The sequence below is a fragment of the Saprospiraceae bacterium genome (assembly GCA_016712145.1).
Classification (GTDB): domain Bacteria; phylum Bacteroidota; class Bacteroidia; order Chitinophagales; family Saprospiraceae; genus Vicinibacter.
In genome coordinates, this window is sequence record JADJRO010000001.1 from 2,660,944 (window position 1) to 2,678,025 (window position 17,082).

The window sequence follows — 17,082 nt, forward strand, 5'->3', positions numbered from 1 at the left end:
TTATGTCTAAAGCAACTGTACCGGCAACAATATCTATTGGCTTGAAATTGAAGCAGTTATATGAGCTTCAACAAATTGATTCTGAAATTGATCAGGTTCATATCGTTAAAGGTGAATTACCTGTGGCTGTAAGTGATTTGGAAGATGAAATCGCTGGGTTGACCACCCGGATCACCAAATTGGAGTCTTCTATTGTGGACATGGAGAAAGACCATGTCAACCATAAGACAAACATCAAACAATATGAAGAAAACATCAAAAAATATGAAAAGCAGCTGAACGGGGTTAAAAATAACCGTGAATATGATGCTTTGAATAAGGAAATTAACCTACAACGTCTTGAAATTCAACTTTCTGAGAAGAAAATTAAAGAAATGGTAGAGCAAATAAAATTAAAACAAGCTTCTTTAGAAGGAGTTAAAGAACGTTTTGTAGGAAAGCAGAAGGAAGTGGAAGAAAAACGGGAGGAACTCGGTAAAATCATTGAAAAAACTGAAAAAGAGGAAGCTACCCTGAGTAAGAAATCTGAAAAATTCAGAAAAGTCATAGAATCTCGTTTGTTGATTGCCTATAACAACATTCGGAAAAGATACCGCAATGGTTTGGCAGTGGTACCCATTAAAAGAAATGCCTGTGGTGGATGTTTTAACCAAGTGCCACCTCAAGTTCAACTCGAAATTGGCCTGCGTAAGAAAATCATTGCCTGCGAACATTGTGGACGCGTTTTGGTCGATGACCAGATCATGGAAGTTGAAGGCTAGGAATTTTCATAAGGTATTATGAACCTGAGCAGCATCTGCCGGTTTGCCTTAAGTTACTTTTTATTATTTATTGGATCGCTTTCAGTTCATTCACAAGCCTATTGTGTATTTAGTCCTAAGGTAAAATCCATTTACCGTCAAATTATTTCATTAGAACTTTCAAAAGCAAAAATGCATTTAGATGCAAGTTCAGACAGTTTAGCGAACAATGCGTATTTATTACTTCGCAGCAGTTTACGTTTTTATCGCTTTTTTATTTTGGAAGAATGGATTGATTCCAAAACATTGAATCTGCAACGGGATCAATTTATTGAATCAGTAAAGAAATCAGAATTGCCAATTCAGTGGCGACGATTTTTAGAATCCGAACTCTTATTGCACAGCGCAATGATGTCGTTTAAATCAGGCGAACAATTTTCAGGGTTTAAAGATTTTTATAGTGCATCCTCGCTCTTGGAAAAAAATATCCAAGAATTTCCTGATTTTATTTACAGTTATAAATCTTTAGGAATTCTGCATGCTCTATTAGCAGGAATTCCAGATACCTACAAGTGGGCGGCCCGATTGATCGGACTGAAAGGACAAATCGTACAGGGTAAACAAGAATTAGAGAAATTTATTAAATATGCAGAGCAGACCCAAGATCTTTTTTTAGAAGAATCCTATGCAGCGTTGGCATTTATCACGGCCTATCTGGAAAACAAACCAGAAATCGCCTATGCGTATTGGGTTAAGAAAATGGGATATGCAGATCCCAATCCCTTATATGCTTATGTACAATCCAGATTAGCCATTCGATGTGGTTATACAGATGCTGCAATTAATATTTTGCAATCCTTACCAATTTATGAACGCGATCAATTTCCTTATTTGCATTATCTACTTGGTTTATGTAAATTGAATAAACTTGACTTTAGTGCAGAAGCAAGTTTTTATCAATACCTACAAGTTTATAAGGGACAAAATCATCTTAAAGAAAGTTATCAAAAGTTGGCATGGTGTTCACGCATGCGGGGAAATATTGGAATGTACCGATTGCACATTACAAAATGTTTGAACCGAGGAAATGTACAATTAGATGAAGATAAGCAAGCCTATTTTGAAGCAAAATCTGGAGTGATCCCCGATTCCATTTTATTGAGAGCCCGATTGCTAACAGATGGTAATTTTCCTGATAAAGCCTTAGAGGTTTTGGCTCCTTTTAAAAATACCTATTATCAAAACGTTCAATTAAAATTGGAATATGCCTACCGCCTCGGTAGAATTTTTCAGCTGCAACAAAACTTTAAAGAAGCAATCCATCAATTTGAAGATGTATTGCAATTTGATCCAAGCAATACATTTTACATGAGTTGCAATGCGTTATTGCAAATAGGAATCATTTATGAGAATCAAGGTAAAAAACAAGAGGCCATTCAATATTATCAAAAAGCATTAGGGACACAACCGGATCAATACCAACGATCCATCCACCAAAAAGCCAAAGCAGGATTGTCACGTTTAAATTAAAGAAAATTCACAAAAACCCCTATTTTTGCAACCCGTTTTGTAGCAAATGTTTTACAAAGGACTGATTATTACAGGTTTATAAAGCGTTTAACCCTATAAAAGGCTTAGACGTATCCGAATTGATGGCGTGGTAGCTCAGCTGGTTAGAGCGTGTGATTCATAATCACAAGGTCGGGAGTTCAACCCTCCCCCACGCTACTCATTCAATTACGAATTTTCAATTACGAATTACGAATGCCTAATTAATCATTCGTAATTCGTAATTGGTTTGCTGCCTTATCAATGGTATCATTAGTTTTAGCAAAACAGAATCGGAGTAATTTTGGATCAAAGCCATCATGATAAAAAGGAGAGAGTGGAATGGCAGCTACCTTATATTTTTCAACGAGTTCCATAGCATATTCACGGTCGCTCAGATTGCTCAGGTGTTTGAAATCGGCCAATGCAAAATAAGAACCTTCACAGGAAAGCCAATTGAATGGAAGCACTTTCATTTTTTGGAAAAAGTAATCTCGTTTTTCTTGGTAAAATGCAGGAAGCGAATTAAAAAATGTGGATTGAGTTTCCATAAATTTTGCGATCGCATATTGGGCTGGTGTATTGACTGAAAAAACGGTGAATTGATGGAGTTTTCGAATTTCATCGGTGATTTTGGGATTGGCTATGGTATAGCCTACTTTCCAACCGGTATTGTGTAACGTTTTACCCATTGAAAAAACAATGACCGAACGATCCATTAATTCTGGATACAACAAAGCACTTTGATGTTTAAGTTGGTCGAATATCAACAGATCATACACTTCATCCCATATAATTAAAGTATTTAAATCTTTGGTGAGATGATGAATGCGTGTAATGTCTTCCGCTGTTAAAATCCGACCGGCAGGATTGTGCGGATTATTAATCAGAATAATTTTTATTTTTTCCTTTTTCAAAATGGTTTCCAATTCATCCCAGGGAATTTTAAAATCAGGTAATTCCAAACGCAAATAAACAGGAATGCCACCATTGACCAAAACAGAAGGACCGTACGAATCATAAGCTGGTTCGAATATAAGTGCCTTTTCTCCCGGTTGGATGATACTCGAAATGATCGTGTAGATTGCTTGAGTTGCACCTGCTGTTACCGTGATTTCTGTATCCGGGTTTGCATTAAATTGATAATCACGTTGAATTCGTTGAGCAATTTGATTTCGCAACAAATCCAATCCGGGCATTGCTGCATATTGGTTGTATCCATTGCTTACTGCTTCGTTAAGAAATTCAAATAATTCCGATGGTGGACTAAAATTGGGAAATCCTTGAGCTAAATTAATTGCCTGATTGCGAATAGCAGCTGCAGTCATTTGCGCAAAAATAGAAACGCCAGACAGCGGCAATTTACTTTCGTTGGTGAAGGGCATGCTTAAGAAATCAAATTACTTTGTATATTTTTTATAAATTCGATCTATTTCACCGGCCATTCGATGATCTTTTTCGGTAATGGTATCTCCTTCATCGTGTGTTGTCAACGTGATATCAACAATATTCCAGGAATTGGTCCATATTGGATGGTGATTTAATTTTTCAGCTTGAAATGCTACTTCTGTCATAAAGGCAAATGCTTCACCAAAATCTCTGAATTCTAATCGTGCTTCCAGTTTGTTGTTGTGTTCATGCCACATAATTTTCTATTTAATTTTTCGTTTGTTTAAAAATTGAAATTAAAACTTGTTAAATTCCGAATGGCTGAATTCAACAAATTTAAAGCAGCATACACATCCTCTTCATGAACCATTTCGATGGCTTGATGAATGTGCCTGGTTGGTATTGATATTGCACCTGCAATGCAACCATTTCCGGAAGTTTGTACAGCAGCTGTATCTGTTCCACCTCCAGTCAATAATTCGGCCTGCCATTTAATATCTGATTTATAAGCACAGTCTTTTAAAAAATTAACCATGCGAATATCTGGAATCACACTGCTGTCAAATAACTTAATAGCTACGCCATGACCTAGTTTTGTTACCATTTCATGTGGTTGAGCACCGGGCACATCAAAGGCTATGGTTGTATCTACATTTATTGCATAATCTGGTGCGATGCGATGTGCTGCTGATTTTGCACCACGCAATCCGAGTTCTTCTTGAACGGTAAAGACAAAATACAAATCCGTTTCTGGTATTGTTTTTTCCTGACTGTGCAAACATTCAACCAAGGTGTAAACAGAAATTCGGTTGTCTAATGATTTTGAATTAATGCACTTACCCATTTGAATTAATTCGCGTTCGCGTGTGATCGGATCTCCAACGGAAATTAAAGATTGTAGTACTGATTTTTCCAAACCGGTATCTATAAAATAATCTTTTAATAAAGGGGCCTTGGAACGTTCATCCGGTGTCATTAAATGTATGGGTTTTGATCCCATGACTCCAATAACATCTTGTTTCCCATGTATGATTACTCGTTGAGCTGTCAATGTTTTTGGATCAAATCCACCCAAAGGCAGAAAGCGGATAAAGCCTTCCTCATCGATGTGTTGGACAATGAAGCCAATTTCGTCCATATGTGCTGAAATCATCAGTTTATGGTCGGTTCGTCCTTTTTTAAAAGCAATTAAATTACCCATTGGATCGATTTGCAAATCATCACAATAGTTAACCAAGCGATCTTTTAAAAAACTGCGAATGGCATGTTCAAAACCCGGAGCACCCGGATAAGAACAAATTTGCTTTAATAAATTAATATCCACCATAACATTCTCCGAAATGTAAAAATAAAGGATCTGAGCTAAAACAATAAATATGCCTTTTCGTACTATGTATTCGATTGATTTTTATGACCTTTGTATTATGACAAGTTTGAGATCTCTGGCAAAGGAAACACTTATCTATGGAATGAGTTATTCATTGGGAAGATTGATTAATTTTTTATTGGTCACAAATTTCCTTACCAGCGTTTTTTCTGATAATCGTGCATACTTTTCAATTTATACAGAGATCTATTTTTTTATTGCCTTGTTTCTTGGAATTTTAGGTTTACGAATGGAAACTACTTTTTTCCGATTTGTATCAGATGAAGATTCAAAGACAAAGATTTATCCATTAGCCAGTCAGGTTGTTTTTATTGCTTGTATTATTTTTATAGCAGGTGTTTATCTTTTTATTGAACCTATAGAAACATTATTGAATTATCCTGATTTGCGAATGCATATCTATTTGGCAGCATGGATTTGTGTTTTAGATGTTATCAGTGCACTTCCCTTTTCGAAAATTCGCTATCAAAAACAAGCGCAACGATATGCTTGGATTAAATTATCCAGCATTTTATTAAATGTTATTTTAGTCATTGGCATGGTTAGCTATTTTGCCGGAAGTCCGGCAGAACAATTAAAATATGTGTTGCTGGCTAACCTCATTGCTTCGATGATCAGTTTTGTCTTTTTGATTCCAGAAATCAGGGAAAGTTTTCAGAAAGCAGATTGGACAATGGCTAAGCAAGTAATGCGCTATGCAAGTCCATTAGTCATTGTGAGTTTTTCATTTATTATTATCCAATACGGTGCAACCAGTTTGTTAAAGTATTTTTTGCCGGGAAGTATTCTGGAAAATCTGGACAAGAGCAGTACGTACAATGCAGCTGCGAGACTGGCGGTTATTATGAATTTATTTGTCACTGCATTTAATTATGCAGCGGAGCCATTTTTTTTCAGGCACAAACATGCTGAGCATTCCAGAACAGATTTCGCTCGTTTGTCCTTGTATTTTGTCATCAGTTGCAGTTTTGTGTATTTGTTTACTGTATTATACCGCGATCTGTTTGCATACTTGCTCGATAAGAATTTTCGGGGCGAATTATTTTTAATTAATATTTTATTACTTGCCAACATATTTGCAGGGATTTATTCTAATTTTTCAAGTTGGTATAAATTGGCAGATAAAAATTATCTGGCTGCCTGGATTAGTTTTTCAGGAATGCTTTTAATGATCTTATTAAACATTATTTTAATCCCTTATTTAGGCAATGCTTCGGCAGCATATGCAAATCTTGCTTGCTATTTATTTATTTGTGCAATGTCGTATTATCAGGGACAAAAGTATTTTCCGATACCGTATAAATTATGGAGGATGAGTAGTTACCTCATCGTTTGTGTTTTAATCAGTATAGCAATCCCAAAGGTCTATGCACTGATGGATTTGAGTTTCTGGTTTAGGCAATTCGGTTCGCTGGTTATTTTAATGTTGTTTGTAGGAGTAGTTTATACTTTGGAATTTAATGGAATTAATAAATTAAAGGGCCAACAATCCAGGGACTGGTAAACTATTTGGAATTTAATTCATTTTATTTTAAATCTTGAAATGCTAGGAAAAACTCAATTAAAGTTTTTCATATGCAAGCCTTAAGTTCTGATAATATTTTTTAATTCTAGGAGACAACAACACTAAAATCCAGAAAGCAGGAATCAGAATAGTCCAAACCGGTTGACCTTCATTTTTCATAAGATATGGGTTTCCAAAATCTTCACCATTCCATGCCACAAAATCATAAATTTTAAATGCTGTATAAATGAGAAGAAATATAACTAAAGTATAGTTGGATCTTAGATTTGGATGTAGAAAGCTTTTTCCTGCCATACTTTCAGCTATAAAACTACAAGTCAATAAATACGGAATAAATATATTATTTCCAACAATTGGTTTTAAAGACTCACTAAGTATACTGTTAAAAAATAAGATAACAATCAAGTATGTGAGTACAGTTATTATTGAAAAAGCAAAGAATACTTTCAATTCCATTGGTGCAATGGAAAAATAATACCGGAGGCGCTGCCAGTATGTGGAGTAATTTAGGTCAATTGGATTGTTCATGCTAGCAAAAATAGTATTTTTTTAAAAATTGGATAAAGGAGGAACGTAAAACTTTGAACCAATATCTATTGGGCATAGGCGAAGTATCGTTGAATCTTCGCGCATACGGTTCAGAGATTGATGCTGGCAGAGCATTTTTAGATGATAGCAAAAAGTCTCAAACCTAGACCTAATTTATGGATTTTTCTTGAATGAAAAATTCTTGCGCTGCTTGCATTAATCTCATGTTAGAGGAGACTTCTTATGCGGGTGTTGTTTTCTTAAAGTTTTATAGAAAGGTTAAGTTGACCGCCCAGGCCCATTTCAACAATTTTTTGTAACGTAGAAATTCTAACCTCTTTGATATCATTTTCAATTTTGGAAATGTAGCCTTTGTTAGTACCACATCTATTGGCTAATTCTTCTTGAGTTAGTCCTTTTTTTAATCTTGCTTGTTGCAATATGACTCCAAGCTTGAATGATTCATACCCTTTTTCAAGCTTATCTCTTTTTGGAGTTCCTTTCTTGCCATATTGTTCATTCACAAATTGATCTAAGGATTTTACATTATTCATCTTTTTCATATTCATCTTTTATTTTGTAAGCTTTTTGAATTTCTGATTTTGGAGTCTTACGGGACTTTTTTTGGAAGCCATTGCCTATTACAATAATCTTGAATCTTGCCTTTATCAAAAAAACAAAGGATTCTAAAAATATTGCTTCCAAGTTTAATTCTTATTTCATAAAGTCCATTAGTTCCTTCAAGATGTTTGAAATATTCTTCTGGGACTTGTTCTATTTGTTCAATTAGCTTAAAGGTCCATATAATCTTCTCTTTTACTTTTTGACTTTGCTTATTTTAGAAGTTAGGAAAGTACTCTTTGAAGATATAGATCGTTCTAACCTTACTATTGCTCATCAGCTGCAAAGGTAATAAAAGTTGTCCGAAAGAACAACCTGAATTTTTAAACTTAGTTCAATTTTTTCGTTTTTTTTTGAAGCCTCCTATAACTATCTACTAATATCCCTTGACGATTAAATCTTGCTTCTTTGTTTGTAAAAGAAATAAAAGACAAATCCAAAACACAAATAGACCAATGCATCGCCAATCACACTGTAAATGGTTTTGACTCCCTGAGCTGGTAGGTGAGCCATCATCACTTTGTCGTGGATGTCATAACTACTCATTTGAGCAAGAAATTCACCATACGGACTGATCGCTGCGGACATGCCAAATCTTGTAGAACGAATTATGGAATGGCCCTGCTCTACTGCACGATATGCAGCCATTCTTGAATGGAGCGGATCAATGCCTCTCCAGTCTGAAGATGGATCCGCTATGAGATCTGCATCTAAATCACCATAAGCTTTTGCCAGGTATGGAAAATCATAATCATAACAAATTACCGCAGACGTTTTGACTCCTGAAATGTTAAAGACTTTTAATGGTTCTTCTCCTTTTACTGCAGGCTCGCCAGGAACGGGTTGATGTTTATTGTAAGTATAAAGTAAATTGCCTTTGTTGTCAAAGAATAAATAGATGTTTTTATACTGAATGGGAGAATCCGAAAATGGGATAATAAAAGCAGCAACCAATGCAACTTCCAGTCGCTTTGACAACTCAGAAAGGGAATCGGTCCACAGTGGAAGTTCGTCTGGTAAAATGAATGTTGCTGCTTCATTCCATACAACCAATTTGGCTCCATTTTGAGCAGCTAATGTGCTGCGCTGAAATAAGTTTTGTTTGACGGAATCATTGCGTTCTTTTGAAGGTAACGGATAACCTCCTACATCAGAATCCGTTCCTATAGCTGCAACTTTGATCATTTCTTTAGATTTTGCTTTATTTAATTCAAATCGTAAAGAACCAAATAAAAGCAAGCACAGAAGGAGGGTAAGTGGAAATTCAAAACTAAGTTTTGTAGTAGTTTTTTTCACAAGCCATTCTGCAAATGAACCATTCACCCAATAAATAAGAAAACTTAATCCGGGCATTCCAAAGATTGAAAGGCTTTGCATAATGTTTAAACTGTGTGATTGGGTATAAGCTGCAACACCCCAACTCGCAAACGGTGTAAAACTGTATTGAATCCATTCCATGATGACCAGCACACACGGAAACAGAAGCAAAGCCCAGGAACGGTCTTTGTAATGATCCCAAATTAAATATGCGGGCAACTGAAATAAACTGATGGGTATGGAAAATAAAAAGATCATTGCAAACGGTATTGGTGGAGAGACAATTTTTGCAATGCATACAGACCAGGCCGCGATGAGTCCAACTACAAACAACCATTTTGATTTAGCCCCTTTAGTTTGTCGCAGATAGACTAAAAATGGAACACAAGCAATCCATCCTGCAAGATCCATTGAAACATTCATGTGAGCCAATGAAATGCTTAGGATTCCTAAGCCTAACAAATAAACGGGTTTAAGATTAGAAATCATTGGGTAAAAATAATTTTCGGTTTATAAAATTAAGGCAATTTTCATCGCTAAGAAACAGAATTTCTGGAAAATTACTAATAGATTTAAGTAAAAAATATTTTACAAAGCGTCCCATAACTTATTTTATATCAAAGAACAGCATACCTGAATACTATTAAATATTTGATTGAAATCAAGTTTTAATAATAAATAGCAGCGAGATCATGCTAATGATTAACCATAGAATTAATCCTTGTACAAATGGCTTTGGACCAACTGATTTAATAGTTTCCAAGCTCAGTCCTGATCCAATTAGGAATAAGCTTAAGTTAAGTCCGCGTTTTGCCAACCAAACGATCAAAGTATATGCTTTGTCGAATTGAGGAAAATAATGTGCAATACAAATGGAAACAGTAAACAGACCGATGAAGTATGGAAATTTTATTTTTTTTGTCGCTTGTTTGGTGATTAGTATTGTGAAAACAGAAAGTGGTATAATAAATAATGCACGTTCTAATTTTACTGTAGTAGCTACTTGGAGGGCATCGTTTCCAAACTTTACAGCTGCCCCAACTACCGAACTGGTATCATGAATGGCCACGGCACACCAAAGTCCGAATTGGTGTTGACTCATGTTTAAATAGTGTCCTATTACCGGAAAGATCAACAGCGCAATTGCATTTAAAATGAATACGGTACCTAATGAGATACTCATTTGTTTTTCGTTGGCATTGATTATGGGAGAAATGGCAGCGATGGCGCTGCCTCCACAAATTGCTGTACCACAAGAAATCAAATAAGAAGTTTTGGATTCCATGTTAGTCCAACGACATAGTATCCAACCCAATAAGATTGTTAAACTTATAGAGCAAATTGTAAATAGGAAACCTTCTTTTCCGGCTTGAATTGCTTGATATAAATTAATGCCAAAACCCAAACCGACGACTGAAGTTTTTAGTAGCCAGGAGATTATTTTGGAATTCATTTCTGGAAAAGGGTGATGAAGGGTCTGTGCACAAATAATTCCAATTAAGAGTGCAACCGGAGGCTGAATGTATGGAGTCAGGCAGAGCATGGCTGCCAGGATAAATAGACCTCGTTGATGGGTATTCACTAAATAAATTCTATTCTAAAGGAAGATGAATAACTATTTTTTGATGATCGTTTTAAATTTAACACTTCAAACAAAAATTAAAACGATTCTACTTAGCACCTTTTATTGAATAAATGAATTCCAAATTCCTCCAAATCAATGAATCAATAACTTAATAAACTTTTGCTCTTTCTGATTGATAAGTTGGATAAAATACAAACCTGGAATAAAATCCATTACATCCAAATGGATTTGGTTGGAACAATTATTAAAGCATTTTAAAAAGTTTCCATTCATATCAAGCAGTTGTATTTGACATACATGTTGAATATTAAAAATCGAAATAGTCCGATTGTTTGAATTGTAAGCCCAATGAATGGAATCCAATTTGTTTAAATCTTTATTGAAGATGATAATTCCGGTTTCATATGCACCAATGGCTGGTGGATTTTTAAAATATTTACCTTCGTAATCAAATAGTACCCCTGGATAACTTATACCTTTTGCTATAGCTGGAGAATTGGTTTGCAAATGATAATTTTTGTTGTTGAGATCAACAAATAAGGGGTTTTGTTGTCGAATGCCATTTGTTTCTTGTTTAGGTAAATTTGGTCCGGTCCAATTGCTTCGATCTAAATGATACCACAAATTATTTGAAAATGTAAAACTGGCTGGTGAAGTATAAGGACCCACGTTGACATCAGTCGATAAACTATTTGTAACGACTACGATATTATTACTAAATGTATTATTTGCACATGATTTGTAAAAACTGGTGTCGCTGCTTTCTTGTAAAATGCGCATGATCCAGTTTTGAGGCCGTATGATGGTGTTATTGATCACCTGCGCATTGCGGCAACCAACAAATGCAATGGGAGTAAAAGCGCCTTCAAATATATTGGCACTTACCAATAGATCTTTTGCTTCGTAATCAGCTCCAGCCGGCCGGAAAAAAGCAGCTCCTGTACTGCCGCCAAGATTTAATGCACGTTGTCCACCGTTTATAAAATAATTTGCTTCTATATGGAGATTTGAACTCCCACCTTTCATCTGAATGCTGTTGCTGCCTTGATTTGTAAACGTATTTTTGTTGATTTTGCCTGCATGACAACCAACCATATCAATTCCGGATCCACCAGCAGAACCATTAATAAAATTGCATTTTGTGATGTTAAAGGAATCCAATCCTGAAAGTTTCAACATATCGTTGTTTCCACTTGCAGCCATGTCCTGAAATGTACAATTTTCAACAATCACTTGCTTGGCCACGGTATTAAATGTTCCACCATCATCTATATTCATCCCGTTGCCAGTTTGTCTTTCGATGGTTAAATCTGAAATGCGCAGGTAATTGGGATCTGTAAAATGCATGGATTCAGATCCACCACGAAATATGACCTGTTCTTTGATTAATCCTTTCAGTGTAATCCATTTTTCATGCGTTCCTTTTAGATTTTCAATAAAAAAGCTCCGGTGTAAACAGCCGGATAAATTAATATGGTGTCTCCGGGTTTTGCAACTGCAGCAGCCTGAACTGGGTTAGTATAAATTTGTCCGGGTCCTACTCGTAAAACCGTTTGTGCATTTATAGAAATTTGTAAAAGTAAACACAAGGATAAAAGCGAGTTTTTATTCTTCTTCATCAGATCTGCGATTTGCTTTGTCAGATTTTTCATAAGCTTTTAATATATCCTTGACTAAACGATGTCGAACTACATCGTCACGGGTCAGAAAAATACTGGTGATGCCATATATATTTTGCAGCAACCTGGTTGCCTGACGCAATCCGGAAATTTGGTTGTATGGCAAATCAATTTGGGATAAATCACCTGTAATGATGCATTTAGCAGAGGGACCTAAACGAGTCAGGAACATCTTTATCTGTAATGGAGTACAATTCTGGGCTTCATCCAAAATGATAAATGCATGATCGAGGGTTCGTCCACGCATAAAAGCCAATGGGGCAATTTCAATAACGCGGGTTTCCATAAAGTGTTGGAGTCGCTCAGCAGGGATCATGTCATCCAAAGCATCATAGAGTGGACGCAGGTAGGGGTCTATTTTTTCTTTCAGATCTCCGGGTAAAAAACCTAAACTTTCGCCGGCTTCTACTGCCGGACGGGTTAAAATGATTTTTTTAACTTCCTTGTTTTTAAGTGCGCGGACTGCAAGAGCAACTGCTGTATAGGTTTTACCGGTACCGGCAGGGCCAATGGCAAAAACAACATCGTTTTGCGAACTGGCTTCAACGAGGAGTTGTTGGTTTTTTGTTTTTGCAAATATGACGCGTCCATCGCGCCCATGTACCAACACCATTTTACTTTCCTGGGGTGTTGCGACTTGTTGAAAGGGATTTTCACCCAAAAGCAATTCTTCAACGGTCTGCAAACTAAGTTCTTTGCGTTCTTTTAAAAGCTTAACCATCCATTCAACTTTTTCCTTAATGGCCTGGGTATCTTTTTTCTTACCGATGATTTTTAACAGGGAACCCCGAGACGTAATGGTGGTTTCAGGAAAGGATTTTCGAATGAGGTTGAGTTTATTGTTGTTTTCTCCAAACAAGGCAACCGGATCGACATTTTCGACGGTTAGGATGATTTCACTTTGTGACAAATAGTTAGGATTTTGGTATTAGGAATAATGTGTTACAAATTTAGTTGGTATTTTCTGGATTTACAAATCTACTATGCAGACCTTGAAAAATTGCAATAATGAGCTCATTTCAAATGTCAGCCCCAAACAGCGTCCTTACAAAATCGACTGATTAATTAAATTGCTGGGTAAATTAATATAGTATTAATTAATTGTTTAGTTTTCATAATAGCTGGAATAACTACCATAATTGCCAAAATCCTTGCGAACAGGTTCGAATCAGGGATGAATCAATACAATTCTAATTAATTTGAGTTTGAGATGTAAACAATGATTTATTTTTGAACTTACTAAATTGTTTCACATGATTCTTCGCATCGTCAAAATGTCATTTCCTGAAGAACAGTTGCAAGAATTCATTGCAATTTTTAACGAAGCTGCACCACTCATTCGTCAAAGTAAGGGTTGTATTGAATTATCATTATTGCAAGAAGATCGCAATCCATCTATTCTAGCAACGCTTAGCAAATGGAACTCTGTAAACGATCTTGAATCGTATCGACAATCAGAATTATTTAAAACGACCTGGGCCAAAACAAAAATTTTATTTAATGCAAAGCCTGAAGCTTGGAGTTTTGTGGAAATTACGAATGATCAATTACGAATTACGAATTAATTTCTTTCCTTCGTAATTGATCCCTCGTAATTCGTAATTATATATTCAAGCCTCCGCACACGCTAATTACTTGTCCGGTAACATAACTTGATTGTTCGGAAGCAAGGAATGTAACAACATCGGCCACTTCATCGGGTCGAGCCAGTCTGCCTAATGGAATGTTTTTAAGAAAGAGTTCTTTGGTTTTTTCATCCAGCACATGGGTCATTTCAGTTTCGATGAATCCAGGTGCAATGGCATTGCATCGGATGTTGCGCGATGCCAATTCTTTAGCCATGGATTTTGTAAATCCAATCATGCCGGCTTTAGAGGCTGCATAATTGGATTGACCTGCATTTCCAAATTCACCAACAACTGAAGAAATATTTATGATTGAACCACTTCGGGATTTCATCATTTGTTTGGCAACGTGTTTTGTAAGATTAAAACAGGATTTTAAATTGGTGGTAATCACCTGATCCCATTGTTCTTCAGTCATTCTTAAGATTAAATTGTCTTTGGTTATGCCTGCATTATTTACAAGGACATCCAGTCCGCCAAAATCTGATATAACTTGTTGAATCAATTGTTCGGCTTCTGTATAAATGGCTGCATTGGATTGATATGCTTTGGCTTTAACACCAAATGCTTCACAACGTTGAACGACTTCCTGAGCTTTATCCGGAGATGACACATAGGTGATGGCAACATGCGAACCGTTTTTAGCTAGTTTTTCTGCGATGGCTGCACCAATGCCACGGCTTCCTCCTGTTACTAAACTTATTTTTCCCGGAATCTTACACATATAATACAATTGATATTTGTGCAAATATAACAACATTCACCAAGCTCATAAAATTGATTAAACTGATTGAATTGCTCCATTTAAAATGGTGTTAGGAGCATCTTAACTCCTATTAAATTTAAAATGTGGTTTAAAATGATTAAATTTGAGAAAATTGTCTGCAATTTCCAGAAATTAAAATTCACACTATGAGCATCTTTTGGATTGTAAAAGCAGAATATAAATCTGCCTTTAAAATTAAACTGGTTTTCAATGATGATACTGAAGGGGTCGTTGATTTAAGTAATTCGTTGAATGGTGTTATTTATGAACCATTAAAGGATTTAGCTTATTTTAAAAAATTCAGTTTGAATAGTTGGACGATCGCATGGCCAAATGGAGCAGATTTTAAACCTGAATATTTATACAATTTGGCAAGTCACACTCAATTGGTATAAACATCTCCACTGCAATGATCTTTAATTGCACCTGTTACAGAAGCTAATACATTGATTTTTTCATTCCAACGGAGATAGCCTAAGAGTGCAAACAAAATGGCTTCTTTAAAATCAATAAGTTCGTTATTTGGCAGTACATAGTTCAATCCGATTATTGAATTTTCTTGTAATTGCTTCATCAAATACTGGTTGTAAGCTCCACCTCCAGTAACCAAACACGTTAATTGTTTTGGATGCGTATTTATTGCTGAAATTTCTAGCTGAGTGTGTTGGATGAATTGATTAATTTGAAAACTAATATGTTGAACCGCAGTAGCTAACAAATCTTCTACCTTGTAATTGGTATTTTGAATATCAGATAAAAAGTTTAGTTCAAACCATTCACGTCCTAAGCTTTTGGGAGGAGCTTGTGTGTAAAATGGAATGGCATTCCATTTGTTGAGCAGTTCTTTAAGTATGGTTCCTTTAGTCGCCAACAATCCCTGATTGTCATAGTCTATTTTAATGCGTTGGCATATTGCATTCAAAAGAATATTGCAAGGGCTCAAATCGCAAGCTCTGCGTTGATTGGAATGATTCCATGAGATATTTGAAAAGCCACCAAGGTTTAAACAATAATTAAATTCAGAGAAAAGGAGTTCATCCCCCATTGGAACCAAGGGTGCACCTTGTCCGCCCAACATCACATCTTGTTGTCTAAAATTATTTACTACCGGTATTTTTGTCTGTTCAAATAGCTTTTGTCCATTTCCGATTTGTAAACTGATTTTGTTTTTTGGTTGGTGAAACACGGTATGTCCATGGGATGCAATCAAATGGGCTGATAGGTTTTTTGTTTTAATAAAATCATTTACCTTGATTCCAAGCCAGATTCCGTATTCTAGATCTAACATAGCTAATTGGGAATCATTTAGGTGATATGCATTTGAGAGTTTGGATTTCCACTCAGGTGTATAGGCAAGGGTTTGACTTGCAATTACACGGTAATTTAAACGATTTGTATAAGTAAATTCTACGCAGACTATATCCAATCCATCCATTGAAGTGCCTGACATAAGTCCAATAACATTTAGACTTGGAAAATTCAATCTAAAGAATTTTGCAACATTAATAAATGTTCATATCAAAAAGTTTCCGGTATTCCCTAGTGACCGGATGTTGTTTACCTAAAAAATGAAATAAGGCTATACCAACTCTGCGACATAATTCATTTTCAAATTTTGGATCTTTTTGCAAACCCTCAATAATTTGTTCGATACATCCGGTTAAATTATTAGAGAATAATTCTTGTTTAGCGATTTGCAAAGGGTGTTTTACTTTAGGATTTAACTGAACCCAAGTGGAAATGGTTTGTAAATCTTCAAGATGATCTATATATTCTTTTAAATCCTTTTTTGCATGCAATCTTTGAATTGCATGTTCCGGATTAAAAAAGATTTCATGTTTTGTTAGAAGTAATTGTGCTTCTTCATGATCTGGATTTCCCAATAAGAAGAGTTCAAGTTTAGGGATTAATTGCTGATCCGGAAACTGATTTGAATCCTGAATCAGCGTTTCATAATCATCACTTTGTGCATCAATGGTTTCTGGCAAATTTAATTTTTGAAATTGATCAGCCAACCATTTTTGAACATTGGTTTTCGATTCTGCTCCGGTAAATTCACCAACCAGTTTACCTTCATAGATCAATTTACAATTGGGAATACTCTGGATTTTAAAATAAGCAGCAATTTCCGGTTCAGTTTCCGTATTTATTTTAACCAAAGCCCATTTACCCAGGTCTTCTTGTTCAAGTGCTTCTAAAACCGGACCTAAAATTTTGCAGGGGCCACACCATTCTGCCCAAAAATCAATCAAAACGGGTTTTTCAAAACTAAGATCAACGACATCGCGTTTAAAATCAAAGGCTGTTTCCTGCATGGTTTTATTAATTCTTGCTCGAGTTTGAAATGTGTATTAAGCAATGTAAAGGTCTGC

The 17,082-nt window shown here is 35.7% G+C and carries 18 protein-coding genes, 1 tRNA gene and 1 pseudogene; 6 read left to right on the forward strand and 14 right to left on the reverse strand.

Features of this window, described 5'->3' with window-relative positions; all coding sequences use genetic code 11:
- Positions 1 to 2: 2 nt before the first annotated feature.
- From IPK91_10900 to IPK91_10910, 3 genes are all read left to right on the forward strand, one after another.
- A complete protein-coding gene (locus IPK91_10900; protein ID MBK8297764.1) occupies positions 3 to 761 on the forward strand; it encodes a hypothetical protein in 759 nt (252 codons plus the stop codon).
- Between the two features lie 18 nt (positions 762 to 779).
- A complete protein-coding gene (locus IPK91_10905) occupies positions 780 to 2,270 on the forward strand; it encodes a tetratricopeptide repeat protein (protein ID MBK8297765.1) in 1,491 nt (496 codons plus the stop codon).
- Between the two features lie 124 nt (positions 2,271 to 2,394).
- A tRNA-Met gene (locus IPK91_10910) sits at positions 2,395 to 2,468 on the forward strand.
- A gap of 44 nt (positions 2,469 to 2,512) precedes the next feature.
- Here IPK91_10910 and IPK91_10915 read toward each other — a convergent pair.
- The 3 genes from IPK91_10915 to IPK91_10925 are packed head-to-tail and all read right to left on the reverse strand — an operon-like array spanning position 2,513 to position 5,004.
- On the reverse strand, positions 2,513 to 3,673 hold the full coding sequence (locus IPK91_10915; protein MBK8297766.1) for an aminotransferase class I/II-fold pyridoxal phosphate-dependent enzyme: 1,161 nt from the start codon (positions 3,671 to 3,673) through the stop codon (positions 2,513 to 2,515).
- 15 nt (positions 3,674 to 3,688) lie between these two features.
- The gene (locus tag IPK91_10920; GenBank protein MBK8297767.1) at positions 3,689 to 3,934 is read right to left on the reverse strand and encodes a 4a-hydroxytetrahydrobiopterin dehydratase; all 246 of its coding nucleotides are present in this window, start codon (positions 3,932 to 3,934) and stop codon (positions 3,689 to 3,691) included.
- A 26-nt stretch (positions 3,935 to 3,960) separates the two neighbouring features.
- Positions 3,961 to 5,004: a M42 family metallopeptidase gene (locus IPK91_10925; protein MBK8297768.1), complete on the reverse strand. Its 1,044-nt coding sequence runs from the start codon at positions 5,002 to 5,004 to the stop codon at positions 3,961 to 3,963.
- 49 nt (positions 5,005 to 5,053) lie between these two features.
- On the opposite strand from IPK91_10925, the gene IPK91_10930 reads away from it, so the two are divergent.
- Complete coding sequence (locus tag IPK91_10930) at positions 5,054 to 6,568, forward strand: polysaccharide biosynthesis C-terminal domain-containing protein (protein MBK8297769.1); 1,515 nt, start codon at positions 5,054 to 5,056, stop codon at positions 6,566 to 6,568.
- Positions 6,569 to 6,625: 57 nt separating this feature from the next.
- Here IPK91_10930 and IPK91_10935 read toward each other — a convergent pair whose 3' ends face one another.
- The 8 genes and pseudogenes from IPK91_10935 to IPK91_10970 form a co-directional block, all read right to left on the reverse strand.
- Complete coding sequence (locus tag IPK91_10935; protein ID MBK8297770.1) at positions 6,626 to 7,117, reverse strand: hypothetical protein; 492 nt, start codon at positions 7,115 to 7,117, stop codon at positions 6,626 to 6,628.
- 260 nt (positions 7,118 to 7,377) lie between these two features.
- Positions 7,378 to 7,680, reverse strand: a complete 303-nt coding sequence (locus IPK91_10940) for a helix-turn-helix transcriptional regulator (GenBank protein ID MBK8297771.1) — start codon at positions 7,678 to 7,680, stop codon at positions 7,378 to 7,380.
- A pseudogene (locus IPK91_10945) lies at positions 7,664 to 8,015 on the reverse strand (type II toxin-antitoxin system RelE/ParE family toxin). The gene IPK91_10940 and the pseudogene IPK91_10945 overlap by 17 nt, the downstream one beginning before the upstream one ends.
- A gap of 116 nt (positions 8,016 to 8,131) precedes the next feature.
- A complete protein-coding gene (locus IPK91_10950) occupies positions 8,132 to 9,478 on the reverse strand; it encodes a hypothetical protein (GenBank protein MBK8297772.1) in 1,347 nt (448 codons plus the stop codon).
- Positions 9,479 to 9,716: 238 nt separating this feature from the next.
- Entirely contained in the window at positions 9,717 to 10,598 is an 882-nt protein-coding gene (locus IPK91_10955) for a putative sulfate exporter family transporter (GenBank protein ID MBK8297773.1), read from the reverse strand.
- A gap of 174 nt (positions 10,599 to 10,772) precedes the next feature.
- Positions 10,773 to 11,987: a right-handed parallel beta-helix repeat-containing protein gene (locus IPK91_10960; GenBank protein ID MBK8297774.1), complete on the reverse strand. Its 1,215-nt coding sequence runs from the start codon at positions 11,985 to 11,987 to the stop codon at positions 10,773 to 10,775.
- Positions 11,988 to 12,064: 77 nt separating this feature from the next.
- Positions 12,065 to 12,259, reverse strand: a complete 195-nt coding sequence (locus tag IPK91_10965) for a hypothetical protein (protein MBK8297775.1) — start codon at positions 12,257 to 12,259, stop codon at positions 12,065 to 12,067.
- Complete coding sequence (locus tag IPK91_10970) at positions 12,246 to 13,229, reverse strand: PhoH family protein (GenBank protein ID MBK8297776.1); 984 nt, start codon at positions 13,227 to 13,229, stop codon at positions 12,246 to 12,248. The genes IPK91_10965 and IPK91_10970 overlap by 14 nt, the downstream gene beginning before the upstream one ends.
- 343 nt (positions 13,230 to 13,572) lie before the next feature.
- Here IPK91_10970 and IPK91_10975 point away from each other — a divergent pair, with 343 nt between their 5' ends.
- The gene (locus IPK91_10975; protein ID MBK8297777.1) at positions 13,573 to 13,884 is read left to right on the forward strand and encodes an antibiotic biosynthesis monooxygenase; all 312 of its coding nucleotides are present in this window, start codon (positions 13,573 to 13,575) and stop codon (positions 13,882 to 13,884) included.
- Between the two features lie 37 nt (positions 13,885 to 13,921).
- Here the strand turns inward: IPK91_10975 and fabG are convergent, their stop codons facing one another.
- Complete coding sequence (gene fabG, locus IPK91_10980) at positions 13,922 to 14,668, reverse strand: 3-oxoacyl-[acyl-carrier-protein] reductase (protein ID MBK8297778.1); 747 nt, start codon at positions 14,666 to 14,668, stop codon at positions 13,922 to 13,924.
- A 188-nt stretch (positions 14,669 to 14,856) separates the two neighbouring features.
- Between fabG and IPK91_10985 the strand changes: the two genes are divergently transcribed.
- Positions 14,857 to 15,105, forward strand: coding sequence for a DUF2442 domain-containing protein (locus tag IPK91_10985; protein MBK8297779.1), 249 nt, complete (start codon positions 14,857 to 14,859; stop codon positions 15,103 to 15,105).
- Here IPK91_10985 and IPK91_10990 read toward each other — a convergent pair.
- Entirely contained in the window at positions 15,093 to 16,160 is a 1,068-nt protein-coding gene (locus IPK91_10990; GenBank protein ID MBK8297780.1) for an anhydro-N-acetylmuramic acid kinase, read from the reverse strand. The genes IPK91_10985 and IPK91_10990 overlap by 13 nt on opposite strands.
- Before the next feature lie 52 nt (positions 16,161 to 16,212).
- Positions 16,213 to 17,025, reverse strand: a complete 813-nt coding sequence (locus tag IPK91_10995; GenBank protein MBK8297781.1) for a tetratricopeptide repeat protein — start codon at positions 17,023 to 17,025, stop codon at positions 16,213 to 16,215.
- Positions 17,026 to 17,082 lie beyond the last annotated feature (57 nt).